Here is a 21,331-nt window from a genome sequence, read left to right on the forward strand (position 1 = left end):
TTTTCGAATTGCTCCGCCCCCGAGGTACGCGTCACGCCGTGATCGACACCGAGGGCCGAGGAGTAACTGTGACACAAATTCTTGCTGCGAGACAACGACATCGGGTCCCGGCCGAGCACCGTGTGCTCGGTCTCGACCGTCGCACGTTTCCACCGGCACTCTTCGTCGTCGCGATCTTCGTCGTCTTGACCGTGATCCTTCCCCGTGTCGACGCGGCCATCGGCTGGGACGACCCGGTTCTCGCCGGTGAGCAACTCGCGCTGACGGACTCCATCGTCTTCACACCGACCACCGGCTGGGATGTCGAGGCCGGCTTTCGTGTCGACGACGAAAGCCGTCGTTCCGGTGACGCCACCGTCGCCGGGAAGGGCGTCACGTTCCAGGTCTCGTCGGACACGTTCGAGGGCACACCGGATGAATTGCTGGATCAAGTGGAGAAAGTCACCTCCCGCACCGACGACCCGACCTTCAGAGTCGACGGCGACAGGACCACTCTCACCACGACGTCAGGCGAGAGCGGTGTCGCACAGCCATACAGCAGCGTGACCGGGGACGGTGTGGTTGCAGCATTCGTCATCGCCGGCAGGGGGCTGAAGATCACCGCCTACGGGCCTCCCGCTCAGATGACCGCGGCCGTCGACAACATCCAGACCATGATCGCCAGCATCCGGACCGTCGACAGGAACAACTCATGAGCGAGACCGGCACCGACACCACACACAGCTCCGAGGCCCGCCAACGGCAGGCCAGAGCAATGGAGATCTCCGGCTGGGGTGAACGCTTCCACTTCGTGCAACCCCACAATCTGTGTTTCTGGGTGTTCGTCGTGCTGACCGGCATCGGCGCGTTCCAGGTGTGGGCGTACTTCGCACCCAAAACCGGGTTGTACGCCGACGCCTTCGCGATCTCGGCAGTGCTGTGCGGATTGTGCGGGCTGGCGTGGTTCGCTTGGTTCCGTCATATCGACCGATGGGAACGCCAACCGGGCCGACTCATCCTCGCCGCGCTCCTGTGGGGCGCAATTCCGGCCACCTTTGCATTCGCCCTCACCGCGAACAACGCAATGATCAGCATTTACAACAAGCTTTTCGGTCAAGTGTGGAGTGCCAACTGGGCAGCCGGAGCCACCGCACCGATCACCGAAGAGGCCGCGAAGCTGTGCGGATTCATACTCCTCATGAGCCTTGCGCCGCGGTTGATTCGGACCGCGAACGACGGTCTGATAGTCGGCGCGTTCATCGGGCTCGGATTCGCGATCTTCGAGGACTTCCTCTACGCCGCCAACTCCACAGCTCAGGCCTTCGGTACCGATCCGGTCGACCACGCCGTACAGATGTCGTTCACGCGCATAGCGGTCAGCTTCGTTTCCCACCCGCTGTTCAGCGCCCTCGTCTGCACCGGTGTCATCTACATCCTCGGCACGGCGGCCCAGCCACGCCGGATCGGCCGCGGTGTGGCATTCGTATTGGTCGGAATGTTTCTGCACTTCACCTGGGACGACGCCGGCGGTCTCGGCCGAGGCGGCATCCTCACCTTCCCCGTCATGCTCGGCTCCATCGTGCTCGGGTTCACGGTCTTGACGATCGCGTTCCGGCGAGCAGCACCGCGCGAGTACCAGTTCGTCCGCGACATCCTCGCCCCCGAAGTCGAAGCAGGAACCGTGACCGACGCCGAGGTCGACGGCATCCTGGACAAGAAAGCGCGCAAGGCGTTCATCAAGTCCGCGCCCCACCACAAGTCCCGTCGAGCACGCAAGCACCTACGTCGGGCAATTCTCGACCTCGCGCATGACTTGGCCCATGACAAGGGATCGGACACCGAGGCCGTGCGCCACTCTCGCTCGGAAGTCGAGCGGTTGCGCGTCAAGGCCGGCTGACCCACCGCCGACCGAAAGCACGGCCTGCAGGTCGTCACTGTGCCTCCGGGCCTGGAGGTCCGCCACGACTCGCCCGCCCCCCCGGTTCATCCCGAGCAACACGAGTGCTGCCGCCGTCGCCGTGAAGGCGAAGCCAGGTGGTTCCACGGCGCCCCAATTCAGATCGATGGTCGACGCTGTCCGCGCGCGTCATTGTCGTCTCTGCCTGCGAGAGCAAGGTGCACAACAGTTCTCGTGCTGCCGACGCTGTCGGGAAGGTTCTCCCGAACGCACACACCGTCGTCCTGACCGGCTGCAGTCACCACATGCTGCCGATGCTGTCGGCCGGGGAGCTCGGTGCCGTGCTTCTGAGCGCCCGGCACTGACACCTGTTGTCGGACTTATCCAATATTGCGTTCACCGACCGCCGCGCACTGTACGGTGACCGCGGGGATGGGTGCGGCTGTAGAAGAATGTCGGGGGATCATGACTGTGTTCGGTGTGCTGGATCGCGTATTGACTCGACGACTGCCCCTGGAGCCTCCGGACGATCCCCATGCCGCGATCCTTCCGACCCCGATCGACAACGACGACTTCTTCCTCACCCCTCCCGGCATCGAGGACCTTGCACCCGGTGCGGTGATCCGACAGCGCACGACCCGCGGTCTGGTGCCCAGGCCGCGAACCGCCCTGCATCAGTTCATGGTTCGATCGACCGACGCACGGGGTCTCCCCGCCGGCGTCACCGCCTCGCTGCTGATCCCGAAACGGCCGTGGACCGGGCGCGGACCGCGGCCGGTCGTCGCCCACAACGTGGCCATCGATTCACTCGGAGCCACGAGCACGCCGTCGTACCGGCTCGTGCACGGTGTCGGTGCCGACCTCCCGCCGGTGATGCCGCTCTGGCTCGCCCGCGGATACGCCGTCCTCGTCGCCGATCACCAAGGCCCGCGGATGTCGTACTCCGAAGGCACGATGGCCGGGCATGCCGTCCTGGACTCGCTACGCGGGATGACAGTCGTCGCCCCGGAGCTCGCCGACAGCCCAGTGGTGGCCTACGGCTACAGCGGCGGCGCGATCGCCACCACGTGGACGGCGCAACTGCACCCGAGGTACGCGCCGGACGTGAAGTTGGCCGGTGCCGTCGCCGGTGGAACGCCCACCGACTTCTCGATGCTGCTCGACACCATGAACGGCACCGTCGCGGCCGGGCTACTGGGCGCGGCGAGCATGGGTCTCGCGCGTGAGCACCCCGAGATGGTCGAACTGTTCGGCCCCAAGGCGCTGCTGTTGGCGTCCTGGGTCAAGGACATGTCCGTCCTCCCCCTGGCCTTAGGCGGGCTGGTACGCATGCGAATCGAGGACTTGGCGTCCGAACCCGACCCGTTCGACTCCGACATCGCGCGGCGAGTGATCGCCGCGAACCGTCCGGGTGCCGATGCGCCGTCGGTGCCGGTCGCGTTCTTCCACGGTTCCGCAAGCAAGTGGATCGGCGATCGCTTCATCCCCGAGGCCGGCGTGACTGCCCTGATCGAACAGTGGCGCAGCAAGGGTGCCAACGTGCACTACGAGCCCGTGGCAGGCGACCACTTCATCGGCGCCATGACTGGGCTGCCATTCGTGTTACGTTGGACTGCAAGGCAATTCGCCGCCAACGGTTCGGGTTAGCTCGCCGAAGCAACATAGCGCTGTGACCTACGGAAATGCGGTGCCCCCAGTCGGACTCGAACCGACACTGTGCGGATTCAGGTCCTTTAAGTGGATTCGCATGAATTTCAAAGGACTCAATATTTGTTTATTTGCAACACTTTTCGTGCATCGTCGTCCGGACGAGTCCATGCACGAACGTACCGACTTGTGACACTCTCGTGACACCGAACTGCCGCCGATTCTCCGACACCGGACAGTCCTGATCGGTGCCGGACAGCCACGGTATCGGGTGGACGGAGAGCGTCCTGGCGCACCAACGCTCTGTGCTGACTCGTGACAACGGGGCTCATTCGTTACGAACCCAAATCGCCCCCGAGTCAGTACGACCGTGCAACTGCGGGCTACACCGCGACAACTTCGCATCAGCGCACTTCGGCGTCGAAAGGGCAAGTGTCGTAGCTGCCCTTGTACGGCCGGGTTTCGCTACCCGGCCGAGCCGCGGACCGCCTGAAGTTCCTCTGGCGGTTCAGGCAAAACCACAACGCTCTCTTGCACAGTCGACGCTGTTCTCGGGCCACCGACCTGATGGTCACACTGCCAGGACATGACATCTGTCATGTCCTGGCAGTGATGTTGTCACCATTTCCAATGTTTGTGTGCACTGTTGTGCCCCGGTCGCCGAGACGACAGTAGGGGATGCACAGAGCGAACCGAAGCATCGACGAGGAGGTCACCATGAACAGGCCGGAATCGACATCGGACGACAAAAACGAGACGCAGACAGTTCCCGGTCGCAAGACCACTGAAAAGGTCAATGCCACAGAGCTTCTGCTCGACGGACTCGGCGGAACCAACGGAATGATCTACACCGCGATTCCGGTCGTGGCCTTCGTCACCGCCAACGCTCTGGTGTCCCTTCCGATCGCCGTTGGCGTCGCGATCGCCATCGCGTTGGTGATCACTGTTCTTCGCGTCCGACGAGGCGAGCCGTTCGCGCAGGCCAGTGGCGGATTGCTGGGTGTCGTCGTCGCAGGCGGTATCGCCGCCTGGACAGGTTCGGCAGGCGGCTACTTCCTCATCGGAATCTGGCTGAGCCTGGCCGGCGCAGCGCTGATGCTGGCCTCGATACTGGCACGACGACCGTTGACCGGACTGCTATGGAATGCGCTGCACGGCAACGAGTACACGTGGCGGTCCAATCGCTCGGTCGCCCGCGCCCATTACATCGCGACATCGACATTCACCGTTTTGTTCGGTGCCCGCTACGTCGTTCAGGACTGGTTGTACGACACCGATGCCACCGGGTGGCTCGCGTTTGCTCGGATCGCAATGGGCACCCCTTTACTTGCAGCAGCAGTGCTCGTGACCGTCTGGGCCTTCCGTCGCTCCACAGCGCAGTTGGTTCACTCGAACCCTGCGTAGCCCCTGCAGGACGAGTTGTCCCTTGACTATGCCGTTAGGTCACAGTCGACACTGATTGCGACCTGATCGAACCGGAGGAGAGCGACATGGGCTGGAGCACTCGGCAGATCGCCGATCTCGCCGGCGTCACCCTCAAGTCGGTGCGGCACTACCACGATGTCGGACTAATCGATGAGCCCGAGCGTGCCTCGAACGGCTACAAACAGTACAGCGTCACGCATCTCGTACGGCTGCTGCAGATCAAACGCCTGTCCGCACTGGGATTTTCGTTGGCCGACATAGCCGCTCAGGGTGACGGACGCGACCATCCGGAACAGGCACTGCGCACCCTGGATGCAGAACTCGGCGCGACGATCGAGCGCCTGCAGAGAGCACGGTTGGAGATCGCGATGCTTCTCCACGACTCCCTTCCGACCGATCTGCCGCCCGAACTCGGTCCTGCTGCAGCACATCTGACGACAGCAGACCGGCAGTTCATCACCTTCGCCAGCACCGTACTGAGCCCCACGGCCCTCGACGCCTACCATGACCTACTGCGGTCCACTCCGCAGCTGCCCACAGATCCAGAGTTCGACGACCTGCCGGCCGACGCCGACAGCGCCACCACCCGGGATCTTGCCGAACGAATGGCCCCGCACGTTCGCCGGCTGGCTACTCGCTTCCCAGCCCTGTTCGCCGACACAGAAACCGGCGGCGACAGGCAACGGGTGACTCACGCACTCGCAGTCGCCGTGGAAGACCTGTACAACCCCGCCCAACGCGACGTACTGCGACAGGTCGCGGCACTCAACGCTACCGATCCCGAATAGTACATCAGCACAATACAATTCGACAGGAGTCGACCGACCATGCCCCTATTCGACAACAGGAGAGCGAAACTCTTCGCTGCAGCGTCAGCGTCGATGCTTCTGCTCGGTGCCTGCAGCCAGTCGCCGCCGGAACCGCACGCCGACTCTGAGCTGTCGGCCGATCTGCAGCAGTTCTACGACCAGAGCGTGACATTCGAGCCGTGCGAAGGCTACGGCACCACCACGACCGACGAGCAACTGTTTTCCAGTGACCCCGGATTCGAGTGCGCCCGCGTGGACGTGCCACTCGACTACGACGATCCGGACGGGCGCACGGCGCAGATCGCACTGCTCAAGGCACCCGCACGCGGCGAGAAAGTGGGCTCGCTCCTGCTCAACTCCGGCGGACCAGGTGGGCCGGGAATGAGCATGGCGGCATCAGGTGCGACGTCCACCTGGGCGCAGAGCCCTCTCACCGAACGATTCGACCTCATTGGATTCGATCCCCGCGGCGTCGGTGCGTCCACACCGGCCATCGACTGCTTCACCGACGAGGAACACGAGGCAGGACAGGCCTACACCACGGTCCTCACCGGCTCGAGAACCCTCACCGAGGACAGTGCACGACAGCTGGTGAGCCAATGCTCCGAACGATCCGGCGGCGACGACGTCCTCGAACACATCGGCACCCGAGATGCTGCCCGCGACATGGACATTCTCCGGGCCGTGCTCGGCGACGACACCCTGAGCTACTTCGGCCAGAGCTACGGAACGCGACTCGGTGCGGTCTACGCCGAGATGTTCCCGAAGAACGTGCGCGCGATGGTTCTGGACGGCGGAATCGATCCGGGCCAGGGCACCGCAGAGCGCAGGATCTACCAATACGCCAACTTCCAGAAAGCTTTCGACGACATGGCCGCCGCATGCGCAAGCGCACCGGACTGCCCGCTGGGCACCGACCCGAGCAAGGCCGTCGACAACTTTCAACAGATCGTCAGACCGTTGATCGACAATCCGATAGTCACCGGCGATGGCCGCATCATGGACTTCGACGCCGCCTACGGGGCCGTCATCGCGGGGCTCTACGACTCCTCGGCATGGCCGGTCATCACCAAGGGCATCGCCGAACTCCAAGCAGGACAGGCCGATACGCTTCTCAAGATCAACGATATCTTCGGCGGACGCGACGCCGACGGCACCGTCCCGAACTTCTCCGAGGCGCTCTACGCGATCAACTGCATGGACGAACAGCGCAACACTCCAGAACAAGAAGTGGACCTCAAGCGCCAGATCCAGAAGATAGCACCGTTCACCGACGCAGGCCTCGGACCGGACGGCGCACGAGACCCCTGCCAATTCTGGCCTGCGGAACCGACTCTCGACATCCCCTACGCCACCGACATCGACGGACTACCCGACACACTGACCATCTCGATCACCGGAGACCCGTCCACACCGTACGAGGGAGGCGTCAACTTGGCGAACACCCTGGGCGGCTCGCTACTCCCCGTCGACGGCGACCAACACACCGTGGCGTTCGGCGCAACGAGCACCTGCGTCAACGACATCGTCGAGAACTACCTCGTCGATCTCCAATCCCCACCAGCAGAGGCTCGCTGCGCTCTGTAGCAGCCGAACGAAAGGACGAATCATGACTGCACCCCCACTGATCGCGGTCGAGGACTTCTTCGGCCCACCCGTTCGCTCCGGTGCCACGCTGTCACCGGACGGCACCAGGATGGCGTTTCTCGCGCCGTGGAAGAACCGTCTGAACGTGTGGATCGAGGACCTCTTGCCCGGAAGCGAACCACGCTGCGTCACAGCCGACGAGACTCGCAGTGTGCACGACTTCCGGTGGACGGACGACCCCCGCTGGCTGCTGTATCTGCAGGACACCGGTGGTGACGAGAACAGTCACGTGTTCCGCGTCGACCTGGAGGATTCCGATGCCGCGGCAGTAGATCTGACGCCGTTTCCCGGTTCCCGCGCAGTGGCCATCGAACCGGTGCGGGGTCGGGCCGGGGTGTATACCGTCCTGATCAATGCGAGAAGCATCGCCGAGTTCGATCTGTACGAAATCAAGATCGCCACAGGTGAACTGACGATGATCCGGCAGAGCCCGGGCGTCGGCCGGTATCCGATGCTCGGTGCCGACGGCAAGGTGTTCGTCTTCGCGATGACCGCCGACGGCACCATCGACATCACCCGGTTGGACGAGTCCGGTGCAGAAGCCACGGTGGCCTCGTTCGATGGCACCGATTACCCGATGGGCATCAGCCCGATGCAGATCACTGCGGACGGTACCGGCATGTGGCTGGGGTCCAACCGCGGGCGCGACTTGGCCCATCTGATTCGACTCGACCTGGAGACCGGCGAGGAGACCGTCGTCGACAGTCACCCGACACTCGAACTCGACGGTGCGCGACGAGCCGTCGAGCAGACCTCGCCACCGCTGATCTGCGACAGTGCAACCGGAGAGCTCATCGGTGTTCGGTACCTGGGAGAACGCCAGGTGATCCATGCATTGGAACCGGGTTTCGCAGACATCCTGAAGAATCTGGAGCAACTGTTCGACGGTGACATCGGAGCACTGTCCTCCGACGAGAGCGGACAGAAGTGGATTGTCAGCTTCGTCCACGACCGCGATCCGTCCGTCACCTACTACTACGATCACAACACCGGATCGAGTCGCCGACTCTTCCGCCCCTACCCACACCTGGATCCCGGAGACATGGCCCCGATGGCACCGGTGAACGTCCAGGCGCGTGACGGGCTGACTCTGCCGTCGTATCTGACGCTTCCGGTAGGCGTGGAACCCGAGAGTCTGCCAATGGTTCTGTTGGTGCACGGCGGCCCCTGGTATCGGGATTCGTGGACCTTCGATCCCATCGCGCAATTGCTGGCGAACCGCGGATATGCAGTGTTGCAGGTCAACTTTCGCGGGTCCGTCGGATACGGCACAGCGCACACGAACGCCGGGGTCGGCCAATTCGCGGGCGCGATGCACGACGATCTGATCGATGCAGTGAACTGGGCGGTCGAGGCGGGATACGCCGATCGCGAGCGAGTGGCCATCATGGGTGGTTCCTACGGCGGCTATGCGGCGCTGGTGGGCGCATCGTTCACCCCCGACACGTTTGCCGCGGCGATCGACTGCGTCGGCATCTCGGACCTGTCGAACTTCATGCGCACCCAACCGGCCTTCATCGGCCCGGGAATCATCAACAGCTGGCACCGCTTCGTCGGAGACCCCGCCGACCCCGATCAGCTGGCCGACATGCTCGCACGATCCCCCATCTCCAAGCTCGACGCGATACGCGCGCCACTCCTGATTGCACAGGGTGCCAACGATCCTCGGGTCGTCAAGGCAGAATCGGACAACGTCGTCGAGCGCCTGAGGTCACGTGGCGTCGACGTCGACTACCTCGTGTTCGACGACGAGGGCCACGGATTCGTCAACCCGGAGAACAGTATTCGCTACTACCGCGCGGTGGAAGAATTTCTCGCCCAACACCTCGGCGGCCGCAGTCAGCAATGATGCGGAAGCACAGTGGATGTGGATCGGAAGCTCGTCGTCGAAGTCAGTCCGAGTCGCCCTTCGGTATGGGTGCAGCGGTGTGAAAAAGCATCGAAATGGCGTGGTGCAGAACGTCTTTTTCCGAGCGAAGTCGAGCAGCGTCGGTCGGGAGGGCTCGTGCTACGGAGAGCCCGTCCAGTATCACGTTGAGATAGGCGGCGCGCTGGGTGTTATCACCCGGCGGCAGGGCACCTTCTTTGTGGAGGACGTCCAGCCAGTGTTCTATGTGCCGGAGTCCGGCCGCGCTGAAAGCGAGATACGTGTCGATGGCATCGGCGTTGAGCTCCGCGCTGAGGTAGGTGCCGAATGTCCGTCGCCACGTATCTCGGGCTTGCTCACCGGTCCCGGTGGCCGACAACACCTGCTGCATACACGCCAACAGTCGCTCCTCGGCAGGCACAGTGACGTCTTCGATGACATTTCTGCTCGCCACCAGTCCGGTGATTCCCGCGGCGACTTCGTCCATCAACGCTCGCTGCGTGGGAAAGAAGTGACGCAGTGATCCGGTACTGACCCCTGCTCGCGCGGCGACCGCTCGGACGCTGATCCGGGTACCCGGATCCTCGGACACCATCGTCGCGGCTGCGATCAGAATTCGGTCCTTGGTGCTGGGTTCGCTGTTTCGAGTTTCCACATTGTCCGACACCTTCCCGACCCTAATACAGCGTGATACCTCAAGCCATCTATCACGCTGTGCTAGTGGCGTCGTTGGACGAGAACCACACAGCGCTCGCACCTACGCCGCCGAGCATCTGAGGGAGGAATTACGATGCTTCACAGTCGATCTCACCGGAGCCAGAAGGATCGGGGCCGCCGGACGGCAATGCTCGAAACCGCCACAGTGACGATGGCCGGTTTCCGGGCACTCACCTCGTGCAGCGCACCGTCCCCGGTCGAGCCGCAGCCTTCGCCTGCACCGACACGTTACGAACAGCAAATGCTCGACTTCTCTTCGTGCGACCCTGCTGCCACAGGCACTGCCGACGCCAGGGTTGAATGCACGACGCTCGAAGTACCGCTCGGTTACGTGATTGCCGACCACGGCGACTTACGTTGCGCTCTGTAGAGCCATACTCGAGCACACCGTGGGTGTCTCGCCCAGCATCGCTGCGGCCCAGCGGATCTGGACACGCGCCTGGTTGCTCCTCCTCAGCGTTCGCGTCTGCATTTCCGCGACCATCTTCCATCACAGTGTGCTAGCGTCATCATCGACTATCACGCTGTACTAGAAAGATCGAGGATCGAGCAGATGGGAATCAACCAGTGGCGCTACCGCCGCATTCGCGCCGGATCGGGTGAACCGCTCCGCCGGTACCGCTGGTGGCAGATGTTCGGCAGATCGCTCCGGTCGATCACGCTCACCGCACCCGACAGCACGACGTCGGTCTACGCAGTCGATGTGCGGCACATGGGTGACGCAAAGGACGGTGAGGTGCGCGCTCGCCTCTACGTCGACGGCGCACTGCAGTCGTACGCGAAAATGCCGACCCGCTTCCCCGTCCCCGGAGGACGCATCGAGGTCGCGGCCACTGGATTCGGGCTCAAGCGCTGCCATTACGTGCGTGAGGACGGCACCGAACAGCAGCTGACTCCCGATCCCGCATCCGCAGAGGGGCGCCGCGCTCGACTGCACCACCGGCACCCCGGTCCGAGCCGCGTCATCGGTCTCATCTCGATCGTGTTCGTCATCGGCGGCCTCTGCGTGGAGGTGCCGCAGATCATCGCATCCCTCTCTCTTATTCCCCCCATCGCCGACTCGATCGGAGTGTTCACCTCACCCATCCGACTGCCGCTCCACGTCAACCTGCTCATCGGATTTGCCGCTGTCATCGGCAGCACTGAGCGAGCTCTACGGATGCGATCGAGCTGGATCGACGAACTCGCGAGCTGATCCCAACCGAAGGAACACCACCATGACCCACAGGACTCCCACAGATGTCCGACCGAAGGACGACGAACGACGGCGATGGCCGAAGCCGGTGATGGCGGCGGCTGCCGCTGCTGCCTCAGTGCTCCTGCTCGCCGGATGCTCCGGTGTGGCACCCAACAATGTTGACAGCGAGAGCAAGGTGGGCCTTGACCGGTTCATGAAGCAGGAGCTCGAGTTCGGGGCGTGCGATGCCGGCATCGTGGACTCCCAGCCTCCCGTTCCCGAGATCGTTGAGGCGGCAAAGAAGGCGGAATGCGCGATGCTCACGGTGCCGATGGATTACGAGAACCTCGACGGCACGACCATCGAGATCGCCGTCTCGCGCATTTCCGCCACCGACGACAACCCGATCGGCTCCGTCCTGCTGAACCCGGGCGGTCCCGGAGCGGCGGGGACGACGCTCGCCCCGCTCGTCAATGCCCTGTGGACGGGAGGCCCGATACCCAAGCGCTTCGACATCGTCGGTTTCGATCCCCGCGGAGTCGGTCTCAGCCAACCGGCAATCGACTGCTACTCCGATGAGGAGCGCGACGCCGACGCACCCCTGTCGGCTCTCGGCGAGTGGACCGAAGAATCCGCGCGCGCCATCGTCGACAAATGCGCCGACGGCTCCGGAAGCGAAGAAATACTCGCCCATCTCGGGACCCGGGATGTCGCTCGCGACATGGATGTGCTCCGCTCCGCGCTCGGCGACGACAAACTGACTTATGCGGGAGTCAGCTATGGCACTCGACTCGGCTCGGTGTACGCCGAGATGTTCCCCGACAATGTCCGTGCTCTCGTTCTCGACGGTGCGGTGGATCCGCTCATGGACACCGCGGATCGCAGGATCCAGCTCAGTGAAGGACTGCAGGCCTCGTTCCAGCGTTTCGCCGACTTCTGCGTGACTCAGGCCGCGTGCCCGCTCGGAACCGACCCGGCGCAGGCGACCGCTGCAGCCCAGGAGCTCCTCCAGCCTCTCGACAAAAAACCGCTGGTGGCCGCCGACGGACGAGCGGTCGGCTTCCTCGCCGCCAGCGAAGGAATTGTCTCCGGCCTCTACTCCGAAGCCAGCTGGCCCGCCATCGTCGCGGGGCTGACGGAGCTCGAAGCCGGGCGACCCGACGCCCTCCTCGCTATTCGCGACGGGTACTACGGCAGGTCCGACAATCGGGAGTACACCAATTCGTTCGAGGCGCTCTTCGCCATCAACTGCCTCGACGAGGAACGGTTCACCGAAGAAGAGATGACCCAGCTCGGCCACGATCTCAACGAGGCAGTGCCATTCCTCGACCCCGGATCCACTCCCCCTGTGCAGGACGGGTGCGAGTTCTGGCCGGCCGAGCCCACACTCGGATACCCTTACGCCACCGACATCGACGGGCTTCCCGAGGTGCTCGTGGTTTCTGCCACCGGAGACCCCGTGACACCTCACGGAGGAGGCATCAGCCTGGCCGACACCCTCGGGGCGCGGTTGCTCACGGTCGAGGCCAACCAGCACGGGACAATCATCTCCGCCAACGCCTGCGTCGACGGAGCGATCGCCGACTACCTGATAGATCTCGAACTACCGGATGAAGGTACGCGCTGCACCATCTGACCCTCCTGAGCCATCCAGCGGGCCCCGATCCGCTCGATGGCTCAGCCGTACCGGCAATCAATCGCGAACTGCCGCAGTCGCATCGGCGTGGAATTCCGTACGCCTCGGCTGCGCGTCATGGATCATCCGCGCTGGGTTCGTGCTTACCGTGGCGGGAACAGTGGCAAATTCTTCGATGAGGGAAGATGAGAGGCCGCGGGTGTCGAGCAGGTTGACCAGTTCAGCCAGGTCCAGTTGTGACAGCCTCGTGACACCGAGCCACACGCGAAGAAAACGGTCCGCCAGGAAACTAGGCCTGAGCTTCACGAATACGAAGTTTTTACGATGGAAAGTGAGTACGCGGATCTGAAATCCGCTGTCTCGGTTGTCCACTCAGATCTGCGGGAAGCCACCGAAGTCCGCGTAACCACCCGAAAGCACTGTCCCGATCCAGAAATCTGGATCCATATGGACTCTGGTGCCCCCAGTCGGACTCGAACCGACACTGTGCGGATTTTAAGTCCCTGGAAGTAGATTCACCTGAATTACACTGGACTCGATAGTTGTTTATTTGCAACGCTTTTCGTACATCAACGTCCGAACCCGTCCATGCGCGAACGTACCGACTTGTGACACTCTCGTGACACCGAACTGCCGCCGATCCTCCGACACCGGACAGTCCCGATCGGTGCCGGACAGCCACGGTATCGGGTGGACGGAGAGCGTCCTGACGATCGAGGCTGCGTGCGGGCCCGTGACAACGAGTCTCATTCGTCACGAACCCACATCGCCTTCGAGTCACTAGGACCGTGCAACTGCAGGCTCCACCGTGTTTGCGCATTTCGGTGTCGAATGGCCAGGTTTCGTCACTGCCGCTGTGCGGCCGAGATTTCACGACCCGGCTACCTGCGCGATCCGTCCTGAAGTTTCGGAGCCGGACCACGAGGCCGTCGCGGTGATACACAGCGATGTCAAAAAGGAGGTTGGGAATTTGCTGGCGGCGATGATGCCGGCGAAGCCGAACGATTAACTAATCTTCAACACCGACCAGATGGTGCCCACGACATCGCGGAGACGACAGTTTGCGCACCGTCATCACATCCTGGAGGCGAGTACGCACGACCGACTAGAAGAGACTGCCGATACGACGGATAATGTCACGCAGACGTCTGCATATTCTGTGCTGCAGCAGTTTTCGTTGTTTGGTTGCGTTGGCCCAGTTACATTCTCTTCGACGTCGGAAGCATGGATCGTCCGGTGGCCGAGTGACTCGAAGCCGGCTGGAGCGAGCTATGCGTCGAGCACCGTGAACTCGCGAACGTCGGCGGCGATGATCGCGGCGGTCTGCTTGGGGTCCGGACCGGATCCGCGAAAGTCGTGCATCTGCTGCTCGGTCGTCCAGCGTTCGTACACGTTGATTCGAGCTGGTTCGACGAGGTCCGCCCCGAGTGCGAAGTCGATGCACCCGGCGGCGGCGCGAGCGAGGCGGACCACCTCGGCGCAGTCGTCGAGAAAGTGCTGGCGGTCGGTCGGGTTCACGGTGAGGTATCCGGCAACGATGATCATGGGGATACGGACAATATCCACGCCGATAAGTCACCGCCGGATCGCGGCCTGCATAGCCGTGTCCGCAGGGCTGTGCGACTGGTCTCGGTAAATACATGTTAAATATCCATCGATACAGACGAAATCTCCGCGGACGGGGTTGCTCAGGTCAGGAGCACAGCGACCTGGGCCTCGATCTCGGCTACCACGTCCTCGACCGACTTGTCGACGTTGATCGTCGCGGCCATGGCGGCGAACATGATGGCGGACACGACGTGGGCTTCCAGAGCCGCCCGTTGTGGGTCGACGGTGCCGTCGCGCGTCAGGATCGAGGCTATCTCGCCCTCTGTCTCCGCGATCAGTCCCAGAGCGACAGCGTGATGCGGCTCTTCCGGATTACCGAACACGATCTCGCGCAAGTATGTTCGCCCGTTGTCGACCTGCTTCCGATTGCACTCGACAACGGGCTGCACGACAGCCATCACAGCATCGAGCGTGTCCTCGATGACTGACGCCGCCGCCTGACCGCGCTCGAGAGCTTCACCGTACGTCGAGTTCTGGACCAGGAGCAATAGCTCACCCTTCGTCTTCGCATACAGAAACAACGTCCCGGTCCCGATGTCCGCCTTCTCGGCGATCTGCTGCGTCGTCACCTCGTCGACCCCGCGCTCAGCGAACAGTTCGCTCGCCGCCGCGGTGATGCGCGCGAGCTTGTCCTGCTTGTTCCGCTCCCGCCGGCTCACAGGCCCGTCGTGGGGACTCGACATCGACAACCTCTCCAGGAATATTTCTGATTGCACTCAGTTATGAGTATAGTCAGTATTATTGCGCACTCACTCACGCACACAGCATGCCAACACTCTCCAACTCAGTCGTATTCGTGACCGGCGCGAACGGCGGAATCGGACCAGGAAGTCGATCATGAAAGCGTTCGTTCTCACCAAGTACAAACAGCCCCTCGAGCTCCGCGACGTCGCGGAGCCGACCATCGGCGAGAGGGAAGTCCTCGTCCGCGTCGAGGCCGTCGGACTGAACCAACTCGACGAGAAGATCCGTCTGGGCGAGTTCAAACAGATCCTGCCGTATTCGCTTCCGCGCACACTCGGATACGACGTCGCCGGCACCGTCCTGAAGGTCGGAGCGAAAGTGCGCAGCGTCGCCGCGGGCGACGAGATCTATTCTCGGGTCGGCACCGACCACGTCGGAACCCTCGCCGAACGCGTCGCGGTAGCGGAGACCGAGGTGGCGCTGCGCCCCACGACGGTGACCACAGTCGAAGCCGCATAGCTCCCGCTCGTTGCTCTCACCGCCTGGCAGGCTCTCGTCGGGAAGGGCAACGTGCGAAGCGGCCACAAAGTGCTCGTCCACGCAGGCGCCGGCGGTGTCGGCACCATTGCGATCCAATTGGCGAAATACCTGGGGGCAACCGTCGCCACCACCGCCAGCGCTGCGAATACCGATTTCCTCCAGGACCTCGGTGCAGATCTCGTGATCGACTACCGAACCCAGGATTTCGAGACCCTCCTCACCGACTTCGACCTCGTCATCGACAGTCTCGGTGGTGAAAACCTCGAGAAGTCTCTACGCGTATTGAAGCCCGGCGGCAAGGCCATCGGCATCACCGGCCCTCCGGATCCGACCTTCGCACGCGAGGCTCGGCTCAATCCCGTTCTCCGACTTGCCATCGCAGCCCTGAGCCGGAAGATCCGCAGACAGGCCCGAAAGCTGGGCGTGGACTACGAGTTCATGTTCATGCACTCCGATGGTGACCAGCTCCGCCGTATCGCGGCACTGGTCGACGACGGAACCATTCGCCCCGTCGTCGGAGCCACCTACCCCTTCGAGGAGACGCAGGAGGCCCTGCAGTCACTCGGCCGGGGCGGCGTCCGCGGCAAAACCGTCGTCACCCTCCCCCACAACCAGAAAGCCAACGACCAATGAGCAACGACAACACCTCGATCATCAGGTCCTACGCGAACGCTCCTGTCCGTTCGGTCACCGCCGGCGGCACCACCTACTCGTACCGAGAACTCGGACCGACGGGCGGCATCCCCGTCGTGTTCTTCGTCCATCTCGCCGCGAACCTCGACAACTGGGATCCGCGCATCGTCGATCCCATCGCTCAGGATCGACACGTCATAGCCTTCGACAACACCGGCGTCGGTGCATCCTCCGGCAGGGTCCCCAGCACCATCGAGGAGGCCGCCGACGACGCCTACACCTTCATACGTGCACTCGGATTCGACACCGTCGACGTCTTCTCCTTCTCACTCGGCGGAATGATCGCCCAGGACCTCACCGTCGAACATCCCGAACTCGTCCGCAAACTCGTCCTCACCGGAACCGGACCCCGTGGTGGACAGCACATCGATAAGGTCGCCGGCGTCACCTACTGGGACATCCTGCGCGCAACACTCACCCGATCGGACCCGAAAGAGTTCTTGTTCTTCAACCGCAACGCAACCGGCAAGCGCGCGGGCAAGGCTTTCGTCGAACGCTTGAAAGAGCGCACCCACAACCGCGACAAGGACGTCAGCATCTCGGCGTTTCGCACGCAACTGTCCGCGATCAAGAAATACGGTCGGTCGGCACCGTCCGATCTGTCCAAGATCACCCAACCGACGTTGATTGCCAACGGAGACAACGACCGTATGGTGCCCAGCGTCCTGTCCGAAGACATGCACCGACGCATCGCCGGCAGCGAACTCGTAATCTACCCCGACTCCGGACACGGCGGCATCTTTCAGTTCCACGAGCAGTTCGCACCCCGTGTGGTCGAATTCCTCAATCACTGATCGTTTCTCACGGACCAAAGTCTTGCCGCGTCACCATCCCGTCCCTCCGCACTGCACAGAAAGTCCTGCCTGAATCCAGTATCGAAGGCGCGAGAAGGCTTGGTTCGAGGTTGCGGTCTGCGTTGCACACAGTGAAGTGGAAGGTGTCTGCGTTCGTCTCGCTCGCAGAGCCCAACGCGGCATGCCCTGACTCGCCAGTGCACGTGCGCGCCGTGCAGACCGGTCGCACCTCTCACGCGTCTTGTTGACCCTGTCGCCGTCGGTCCATGTCCTCCACGATGAACACGACATCGAAAGTCTGGGTGAGCGAAGACGACGGGAGATCGAGGTGCTGATGGCGCTGCGATGGGTGCGGGCGATGATCCCGGTGTCGCGCTCCCGCGAGCCGGCGCTCGTCTTGGATTCGATCGACGCGACATTTCGGGTTCTGCCGGGCGACCTCGACATGCTGATACACACGACGAATGGGCGGTACCTGTCGATTCTCGACGCCGCCCGCATCTCGTACCTGACGCGGACGGATCTGTGGCGGTGGTGTGGCATCAAGATGACCTGTAAGCCGCGCTGCGCGTAGATATCCAGTCGATACCGGATGCGCCGATACCGTCTCCAATCCCACTAAGCAACAATTGAATTCATGGACACGGCAGTGTCCCGCGAGCTCTGTGTGCCGCCTGCTGCAGTTCCGCACCCTCAGCCGGTAGACGCGCGTACGCTCACACGATGTCGGCGAACGAACACGATCAAGGGCCACGAGCAGGACCACCTGAAATTGCCGAGGCGGTCTCGGTCCTGCTGATCGCCGACCCCGGCAAACCAACAGCTCTCGCTCACAAGCTCGCAAAAAGGCTGCCGGAACGCCTGCGACACCGAGACCGCAACGAGCGCCGATGGACTGTGTCCGTGCGCAGCGAGCCGTACCTCTCCGATGAGCAGGCCGACTTCGCAGACGCCATCGACGCAGTCGAACCGTCCTCGGAGAACGACGATGTCGTCGTCTACCTCACTGATCTACCGCGGCGCGACGACACCGTGCCGGTGGTCGCCGACGTCAGCGCCGCACATCTGTTCGCGCTCGTCTCCATCGCCGCCGTCGGCGGGATTCGCATCGAGGACCGGGTGCGTGCCGTCGCCGAACTCGCGATCGCGTTCGTCCTCGGTGAACCGACACTCGCGCCGGCCGGTGCGCAGCGGCGATTTCCCTCCCAGCAGATCGACAGCGGTACGCGATATTTCGCTCCCCGGGGTCTGCGACGGCTGCGGTTGCTGTCGGGGATGGTGCGTGCGAACCGGCCGTGGCGACTGGTCACCGGGCTGTCGAAAGTTCTTGTCGGCGCATTCGCCACCGGTGCGTTCGCCTTGGCGACGAACACGATCTGGCAGTTCGCCGACACGATGGGTCCATGGCGCATGAGCGCAGCAACGTTGCTGTCGATCACGGCCATGGTTCTGTGGCTGGTCCTCGATCACCAGTTGTGGGAGCGGCCCACGTCGCCGGACGCGCGCGAGCGGTCCGTGCTGTACAACACCGCCACCGTCGTCACCCTGGTCATCGGTGTCCTCGTTCTCCACGTCGCCTTGTTCGGGTTGCTTCTGCTCACCGCATCGATCGCGTTACCCCCTCCGCTGCTGTCCAGCACGCTCGGACATGCGGTCAGCTTCTCCGACTACCTCACGCTCGCCTGGCTGCTGGCATCGATCGCCACCATCGGCGGTGCACTCGGTTCAGGACTCGAGGACGACACCGCCGTCACCGACGCCGCCTACGGGATCCGGCAACGACAACGCCTCGACGAGCAGACACAGAAACGCTCGACCAAGGCGCAATGACCGTCCATCGGCGACCATGGCTGTACTGCAGGTAACGCACCACGCGATACACAAACATCACCTAGCCCGGGCCGCATTCACGCCGCGAACGGCACTACCGCACCGTCATGCTGAAATGACATAACTACCGGAAAATGCAATTCAAGTGGGCAACTTTCGAGAATGCTTCGTCAGGGCGTAGCTCTTGGGCACTTGGGCCGACATACATGCGAAACCTGTTTCGCCACAACCGTTTCTATGACCGGCCCGAGATGTCGCGAGTATCGACGAGGTCAGCCAGATCAAGTTGTGACAGCCTCGTGACATCGAGCCTCACGCGAAGACGACGATTGAACACATAAACCTGCCCTGAACTGCACGTACGCCAAGATTCGGTGCCAATGAAGAAGGCTTCCGCGCGGATCTGAATCCGCTGCTTCCGTTGTCCACTCAGATCCATGGTCGGCCACTGAGGTCCACGGAACCACCCAAAAACCGCTGTCCCGGGCGAAGATTCTGGATCCATATGGACCCTGGTGCCCCCAGTCGGACTCGAACCGACACTGTGCGGATTTTAAGTCCGGAGGGATGGATTCTAATGGACTCCGATGAATCCAAATTTTCCTGCAGCACAACATTTTTCGTACACGAGGGTACACGCCGATCCATGCCGATCCGTACCGACTTGTGTCACTCTCGTGTCAACGGGAACAGTCGATAGGACCCACTCGGACGCGGATGTTTCTTCCCGTATCTACGTGGACCCGGTGCCCGATCTGGAGAAAACCTCAATCCTCTGTGCGCGTCCGAAGAGGCCACCATCCGAGTCAACGAACTCCGCAGTGCGCGTCTGCAGAATAGTAGGACTTGTCCGGTATCGGGCGAAAGCCGGTCATCGAGCGCCGGCCCTGCCAGTCACCACCCCGGGCGTTCGAGTCAGAATTCGCACGCCCAACCGACGTCCTCCCTTTCCCTTCCGATCGCAAGCTAGTTCTCCGCTCACGGGCGCTCATCCTTGTCGAAACACCCGCCCGAATCGCCGTCACGCGCGGACCGCGCAAACGAAGAGGGGCATCGAGCTCCGCTCACCCGACCTGGTGATTGACATCACAGAGCAGGGCGGCTATCTTTCAAACTGACATCAGTTCAGTTTGGCGAATGAGGCCGTTGGCTCGAATTCGTACGCCGAGTCTGCGAGCGGATGTCGACCGACTTCACGTCACCGGCGGCTCACCGAGTCCGCGGAAAGTTATCGACGTGCCCGAAAGGAACGCAGGCATGAACAAGTTCAGGACGACGATGGTTGCCGTGGCAGCAGCGGCGGCGCTGGTGGGCCTCACCGCATGTGGGGGGTCGTCTTCCTCCGCGTCCGCTCCGGTCGAGGGCGACTGGGATGCTGTGGTCGCAGCTGCGAGGGAAGAGGGCAGTGTGATGCTCTACTCGAGCCAGAAGCCCGCCAATCTCGACGCACTGACAGCGGCTTTCGAGGCGAAGTACCCGGGAATCGACATGGAATACGTCCGTGGCACCGACTCCGAGATCAACCCCAGGGTCGAGACGGAGAATCGAACGGGAACCGGTATCGCCGACGTCCATATGACCACCGATGCCTCCTGGATCGAGAACGCGGCAGAGTCCGGCAAGTTCTCCACCGAACTCGTCGGGCCCGATCTGGACGCACCCGCCTTCGATCCGGCAGCCAGTGTGATCAACGATCGGTTCTTCCTCACCAGCGCAGCGGTATTCGGCCTCGGGTGGAACACCGCAGCGGTGCCGGACGGCGTCAGCACGCCCCAAGATCTGATCGATCCGAAATTCCAGGGCAAGATCGGCATCGTGAACCCCACCGGATTCGCGTCGTACGTGGATCTGTACAAGTACTACGCCAAGAACTTCGGTGAGGACTACTGGAACAAGATCGCCGAACTCTCGCCGCGGGTCTACCCCAGCGCACTCGCAGTGGCGCAAGCCCTCACCTCCGGTGAAGTAACGGTCAGTCCCATGGTGCAGCCGCTCGTCACCGAGGTTGCCGCAGGCGCACCGGTCGATTGGGCTCTGCCCGACAAGCCGTGGGGAACACCCTGGTACTCGGAAGTTCTGAGCGCCTCACAGCATCCCAACGCAGCGCAGGTGCTCGCGAACTTCATGGTGACGGCCGAGGGACAGCAGGCCTTGAACGGCGGTTATGCAGCCGTACTGCCCGACGTCGAGGGTGCGGTCGCGCGAGCTCAGGACATCGCATCTCCGGATATTGCCGAACTGACTCCCGAGAAGGTCGAGCAATATTCTCAGGAATGGCAAACCCTGTTCCAGGGCTGACCCACGGCAATCCCCGGTGAAAACCGGACCGCCGCATCTGCGAGCGGACTACGAAATGATATGTGACAGAGCCGAACACCACG

18 protein-coding genes and 1 pseudogene are annotated in these 21,331 nt (G+C 62.8%); 15 read left to right on the top strand and 4 right to left on the bottom strand.

Annotated elements, in window-relative coordinates; genetic code table 11:
- Positions 1-68: 68 nt before the first annotated feature.
- From CH306_RS02140 to CH306_RS02175, 8 genes are all read left to right on the top strand, one after another.
- Entirely contained in the window at positions 69-695 is a 627-nt protein-coding gene (locus tag CH306_RS02140) for a hypothetical protein (RefSeq protein WP_143545343.1), read from the top strand.
- Positions 692-1,876 (top strand): PrsW family intramembrane metalloprotease, encoded by a 1,185-nt coding sequence (locus CH306_RS02145; protein ID WP_094645536.1) that lies wholly within the window; start codon positions 692-694, stop codon positions 1,874-1,876. The genes CH306_RS02140 and CH306_RS02145 overlap by 4 nt, the downstream gene beginning before the upstream one ends.
- A gap of 137 nt (positions 1,877-2,013) precedes the next feature.
- The gene (locus CH306_RS02150; protein WP_094645537.1) at positions 2,014-2,241 is read left to right on the top strand and encodes a hypothetical protein; all 228 of its coding nucleotides are present in this window, start codon (positions 2,014-2,016) and stop codon (positions 2,239-2,241) included.
- Between the two features lie 100 nt (positions 2,242-2,341).
- Complete coding sequence (locus tag CH306_RS02155) at positions 2,342-3,523, top strand: lipase family protein (protein ID WP_094645538.1); 1,182 nt, start codon at positions 2,342-2,344, stop codon at positions 3,521-3,523.
- Positions 3,524-4,240: 717 nt separating this feature from the next.
- Positions 4,241-4,927, top strand: a complete 687-nt coding sequence (locus tag CH306_RS02160) for a DUF3159 domain-containing protein (protein ID WP_256981012.1) — start codon at positions 4,241-4,243, stop codon at positions 4,925-4,927.
- A gap of 86 nt (positions 4,928-5,013) precedes the next feature.
- Positions 5,014-5,736 (top strand): MerR family transcriptional regulator, encoded by a 723-nt coding sequence (locus CH306_RS02165; RefSeq protein ID WP_094645540.1) that lies wholly within the window; start codon positions 5,014-5,016, stop codon positions 5,734-5,736.
- 39 nt (positions 5,737-5,775) lie between these two features.
- Positions 5,776-7,344 (top strand): alpha/beta fold hydrolase, encoded by a 1,569-nt coding sequence (locus CH306_RS02170; RefSeq protein WP_218829652.1) that lies wholly within the window; start codon positions 5,776-5,778, stop codon positions 7,342-7,344.
- Positions 7,345-7,366: 22 nt separating this feature from the next.
- Complete coding sequence (locus tag CH306_RS02175; RefSeq protein ID WP_094645541.1) at positions 7,367-9,253, top strand: S9 family peptidase; 1,887 nt, start codon at positions 7,367-7,369, stop codon at positions 9,251-9,253.
- A gap of 43 nt (positions 9,254-9,296) precedes the next feature.
- Here CH306_RS02175 and CH306_RS02180 read toward each other — a convergent pair whose 3' ends face one another.
- The gene (locus CH306_RS02180) at positions 9,297-9,938 is read right to left on the bottom strand and encodes a TetR/AcrR family transcriptional regulator (protein ID WP_218829653.1); all 642 of its coding nucleotides are present in this window, start codon (positions 9,936-9,938) and stop codon (positions 9,297-9,299) included.
- Positions 9,939-10,541: 603 nt separating this feature from the next.
- Here CH306_RS02180 and CH306_RS02185 point away from each other — a divergent pair.
- Positions 10,542-11,183 carry a hypothetical protein gene (locus CH306_RS02185; RefSeq protein ID WP_045196239.1) on the top strand — a complete coding sequence of 214 codons (642 nt, stop codon included), beginning with the start codon at positions 10,542-10,544 and terminating at the stop codon, positions 11,181-11,183.
- 22 nt (positions 11,184-11,205) lie between these two features.
- On the top strand, positions 11,206-12,801 hold the full coding sequence (locus CH306_RS02190; protein ID WP_094645542.1) for an alpha/beta hydrolase: 1,596 nt from the start codon (positions 11,206-11,208) through the stop codon (positions 12,799-12,801).
- Positions 12,802-12,858: 57 nt separating this feature from the next.
- Here the strand turns inward: CH306_RS02190 and CH306_RS02195 are convergent, their stop codons facing one another.
- The 3 genes from CH306_RS02195 to CH306_RS02210 form a co-directional block, all read right to left on the bottom strand.
- Positions 12,859-13,173, bottom strand: a complete 315-nt coding sequence (locus CH306_RS02195; RefSeq protein WP_094645543.1) for a hypothetical protein — start codon at positions 13,171-13,173, stop codon at positions 12,859-12,861.
- 897 nt (positions 13,174-14,070) lie between these two features.
- Positions 14,071-14,367, bottom strand: coding sequence for a putative quinol monooxygenase (locus CH306_RS02205; protein ID WP_306436748.1), 297 nt, complete (start codon positions 14,365-14,367; stop codon positions 14,071-14,073).
- A gap of 122 nt (positions 14,368-14,489) precedes the next feature.
- Positions 14,490-15,092, bottom strand: a complete 603-nt coding sequence (locus tag CH306_RS02210) for a TetR/AcrR family transcriptional regulator (protein ID WP_094645546.1) — start codon at positions 15,090-15,092, stop codon at positions 14,490-14,492.
- 154 nt (positions 15,093-15,246) lie between these two features.
- Between CH306_RS02210 and CH306_RS02215 the strand changes: the two are divergent.
- The 5 genes and pseudogenes from CH306_RS02215 (at position 15,247) to CH306_RS02235 (ending at position 21,248) form a co-directional block, all read left to right on the top strand.
- Positions 15,247-16,266, top strand: a pseudogene (locus tag CH306_RS02215) (NADP-dependent oxidoreductase).
- Entirely contained in the window at positions 16,263-17,120 is an 858-nt protein-coding gene (locus CH306_RS02220; RefSeq protein WP_094645547.1) for an alpha/beta fold hydrolase, read from the top strand. The pseudogene CH306_RS02215 and the gene CH306_RS02220 overlap by 4 nt, the downstream one beginning before the upstream one ends.
- A 334-nt stretch (positions 17,121-17,454) precedes the next feature.
- Positions 17,455-17,694 (top strand): hypothetical protein, encoded by a 240-nt coding sequence (locus CH306_RS02225; protein WP_143545344.1) that lies wholly within the window; start codon positions 17,455-17,457, stop codon positions 17,692-17,694.
- A 149-nt stretch (positions 17,695-17,843) separates the two neighbouring features.
- Positions 17,844-18,950, top strand: coding sequence for a hypothetical protein (locus tag CH306_RS02230; protein WP_094645549.1), 1,107 nt, complete (start codon positions 17,844-17,846; stop codon positions 18,948-18,950).
- A 1,257-nt stretch (positions 18,951-20,207) separates the two neighbouring features.
- Positions 20,208-21,248, top strand: a complete 1,041-nt coding sequence (locus CH306_RS02235) for an ABC transporter substrate-binding protein (RefSeq protein ID WP_373453961.1) — start codon at positions 20,208-20,210, stop codon at positions 21,246-21,248.
- The last annotated feature ends 83 nt before the right edge of the window (positions 21,249-21,331 follow it).

The sequence above is a fragment of the Rhodococcus sp. 15-725-2-2b genome, from assembly GCF_002259075.1.
Lineage (GTDB): Bacteria > Actinomycetota > Actinomycetes > Mycobacteriales > Mycobacteriaceae > Rhodococcoides.

Bases quoted from the DNA above. Each gene is read 5' to 3' on its own strand.
- CH306_RS02230 (WP_094645549.1), top strand. From the start codon at position 17,844: ATGTCGGCGAACGAACACGATCAAGGGCCACGAGCAGGACCACCTGAA.
- CH306_RS02225 (WP_143545344.1), top strand. From the start codon at position 17,455: ATGGCGCTGCGATGGGTGCGGGCGATGATCCCGGTGTCGCGCTCCCGC.
- CH306_RS02190 (WP_094645542.1), top strand. From the start codon at position 11,206: ATGACCCACAGGACTCCCACAGATGTCCGACCGAAGGACGACGAACGA.
- CH306_RS02170 (WP_218829652.1), top strand. From the start codon at position 5,776: ATGCCCCTATTCGACAACAGGAGAGCGAAACTCTTCGCTGCAGCGTCA.
- CH306_RS02235 (WP_373453961.1), top strand. From the start codon at position 20,208: ATGAACAAGTTCAGGACGACGATGGTTGCCGTGGCAGCAGCGGCGGCG.
- CH306_RS02145 (WP_094645536.1), top strand. From the start codon at position 692: ATGAGCGAGACCGGCACCGACACCACACACAGCTCCGAGGCCCGCCAA.
- CH306_RS02165 (WP_094645540.1), top strand. From the start codon at position 5,014: ATGGGCTGGAGCACTCGGCAGATCGCCGATCTCGCCGGCGTCACCCTC.
- CH306_RS02175 (WP_094645541.1), top strand. From the start codon at position 7,367: ATGACTGCACCCCCACTGATCGCGGTCGAGGACTTCTTCGGCCCACCC.
- CH306_RS02220 (WP_094645547.1), top strand. From the start codon at position 16,263: ATGAGCAACGACAACACCTCGATCATCAGGTCCTACGCGAACGCTCCT.
- CH306_RS02160 (WP_256981012.1), top strand. From the start codon at position 4,241: ATGAACAGGCCGGAATCGACATCGGACGACAAAAACGAGACGCAGACA.
- CH306_RS02210 (WP_094645546.1), bottom strand. From the start codon at position 15,092: ATGTCGAGTCCCCACGACGGGCCTGTGAGCCGGCGGGAGCGGAACAAG.
- CH306_RS02185 (WP_045196239.1), top strand. From the start codon at position 10,542: ATGGGAATCAACCAGTGGCGCTACCGCCGCATTCGCGCCGGATCGGGT.
- CH306_RS02155 (WP_094645538.1), top strand. From the start codon at position 2,342: ATGACTGTGTTCGGTGTGCTGGATCGCGTATTGACTCGACGACTGCCC.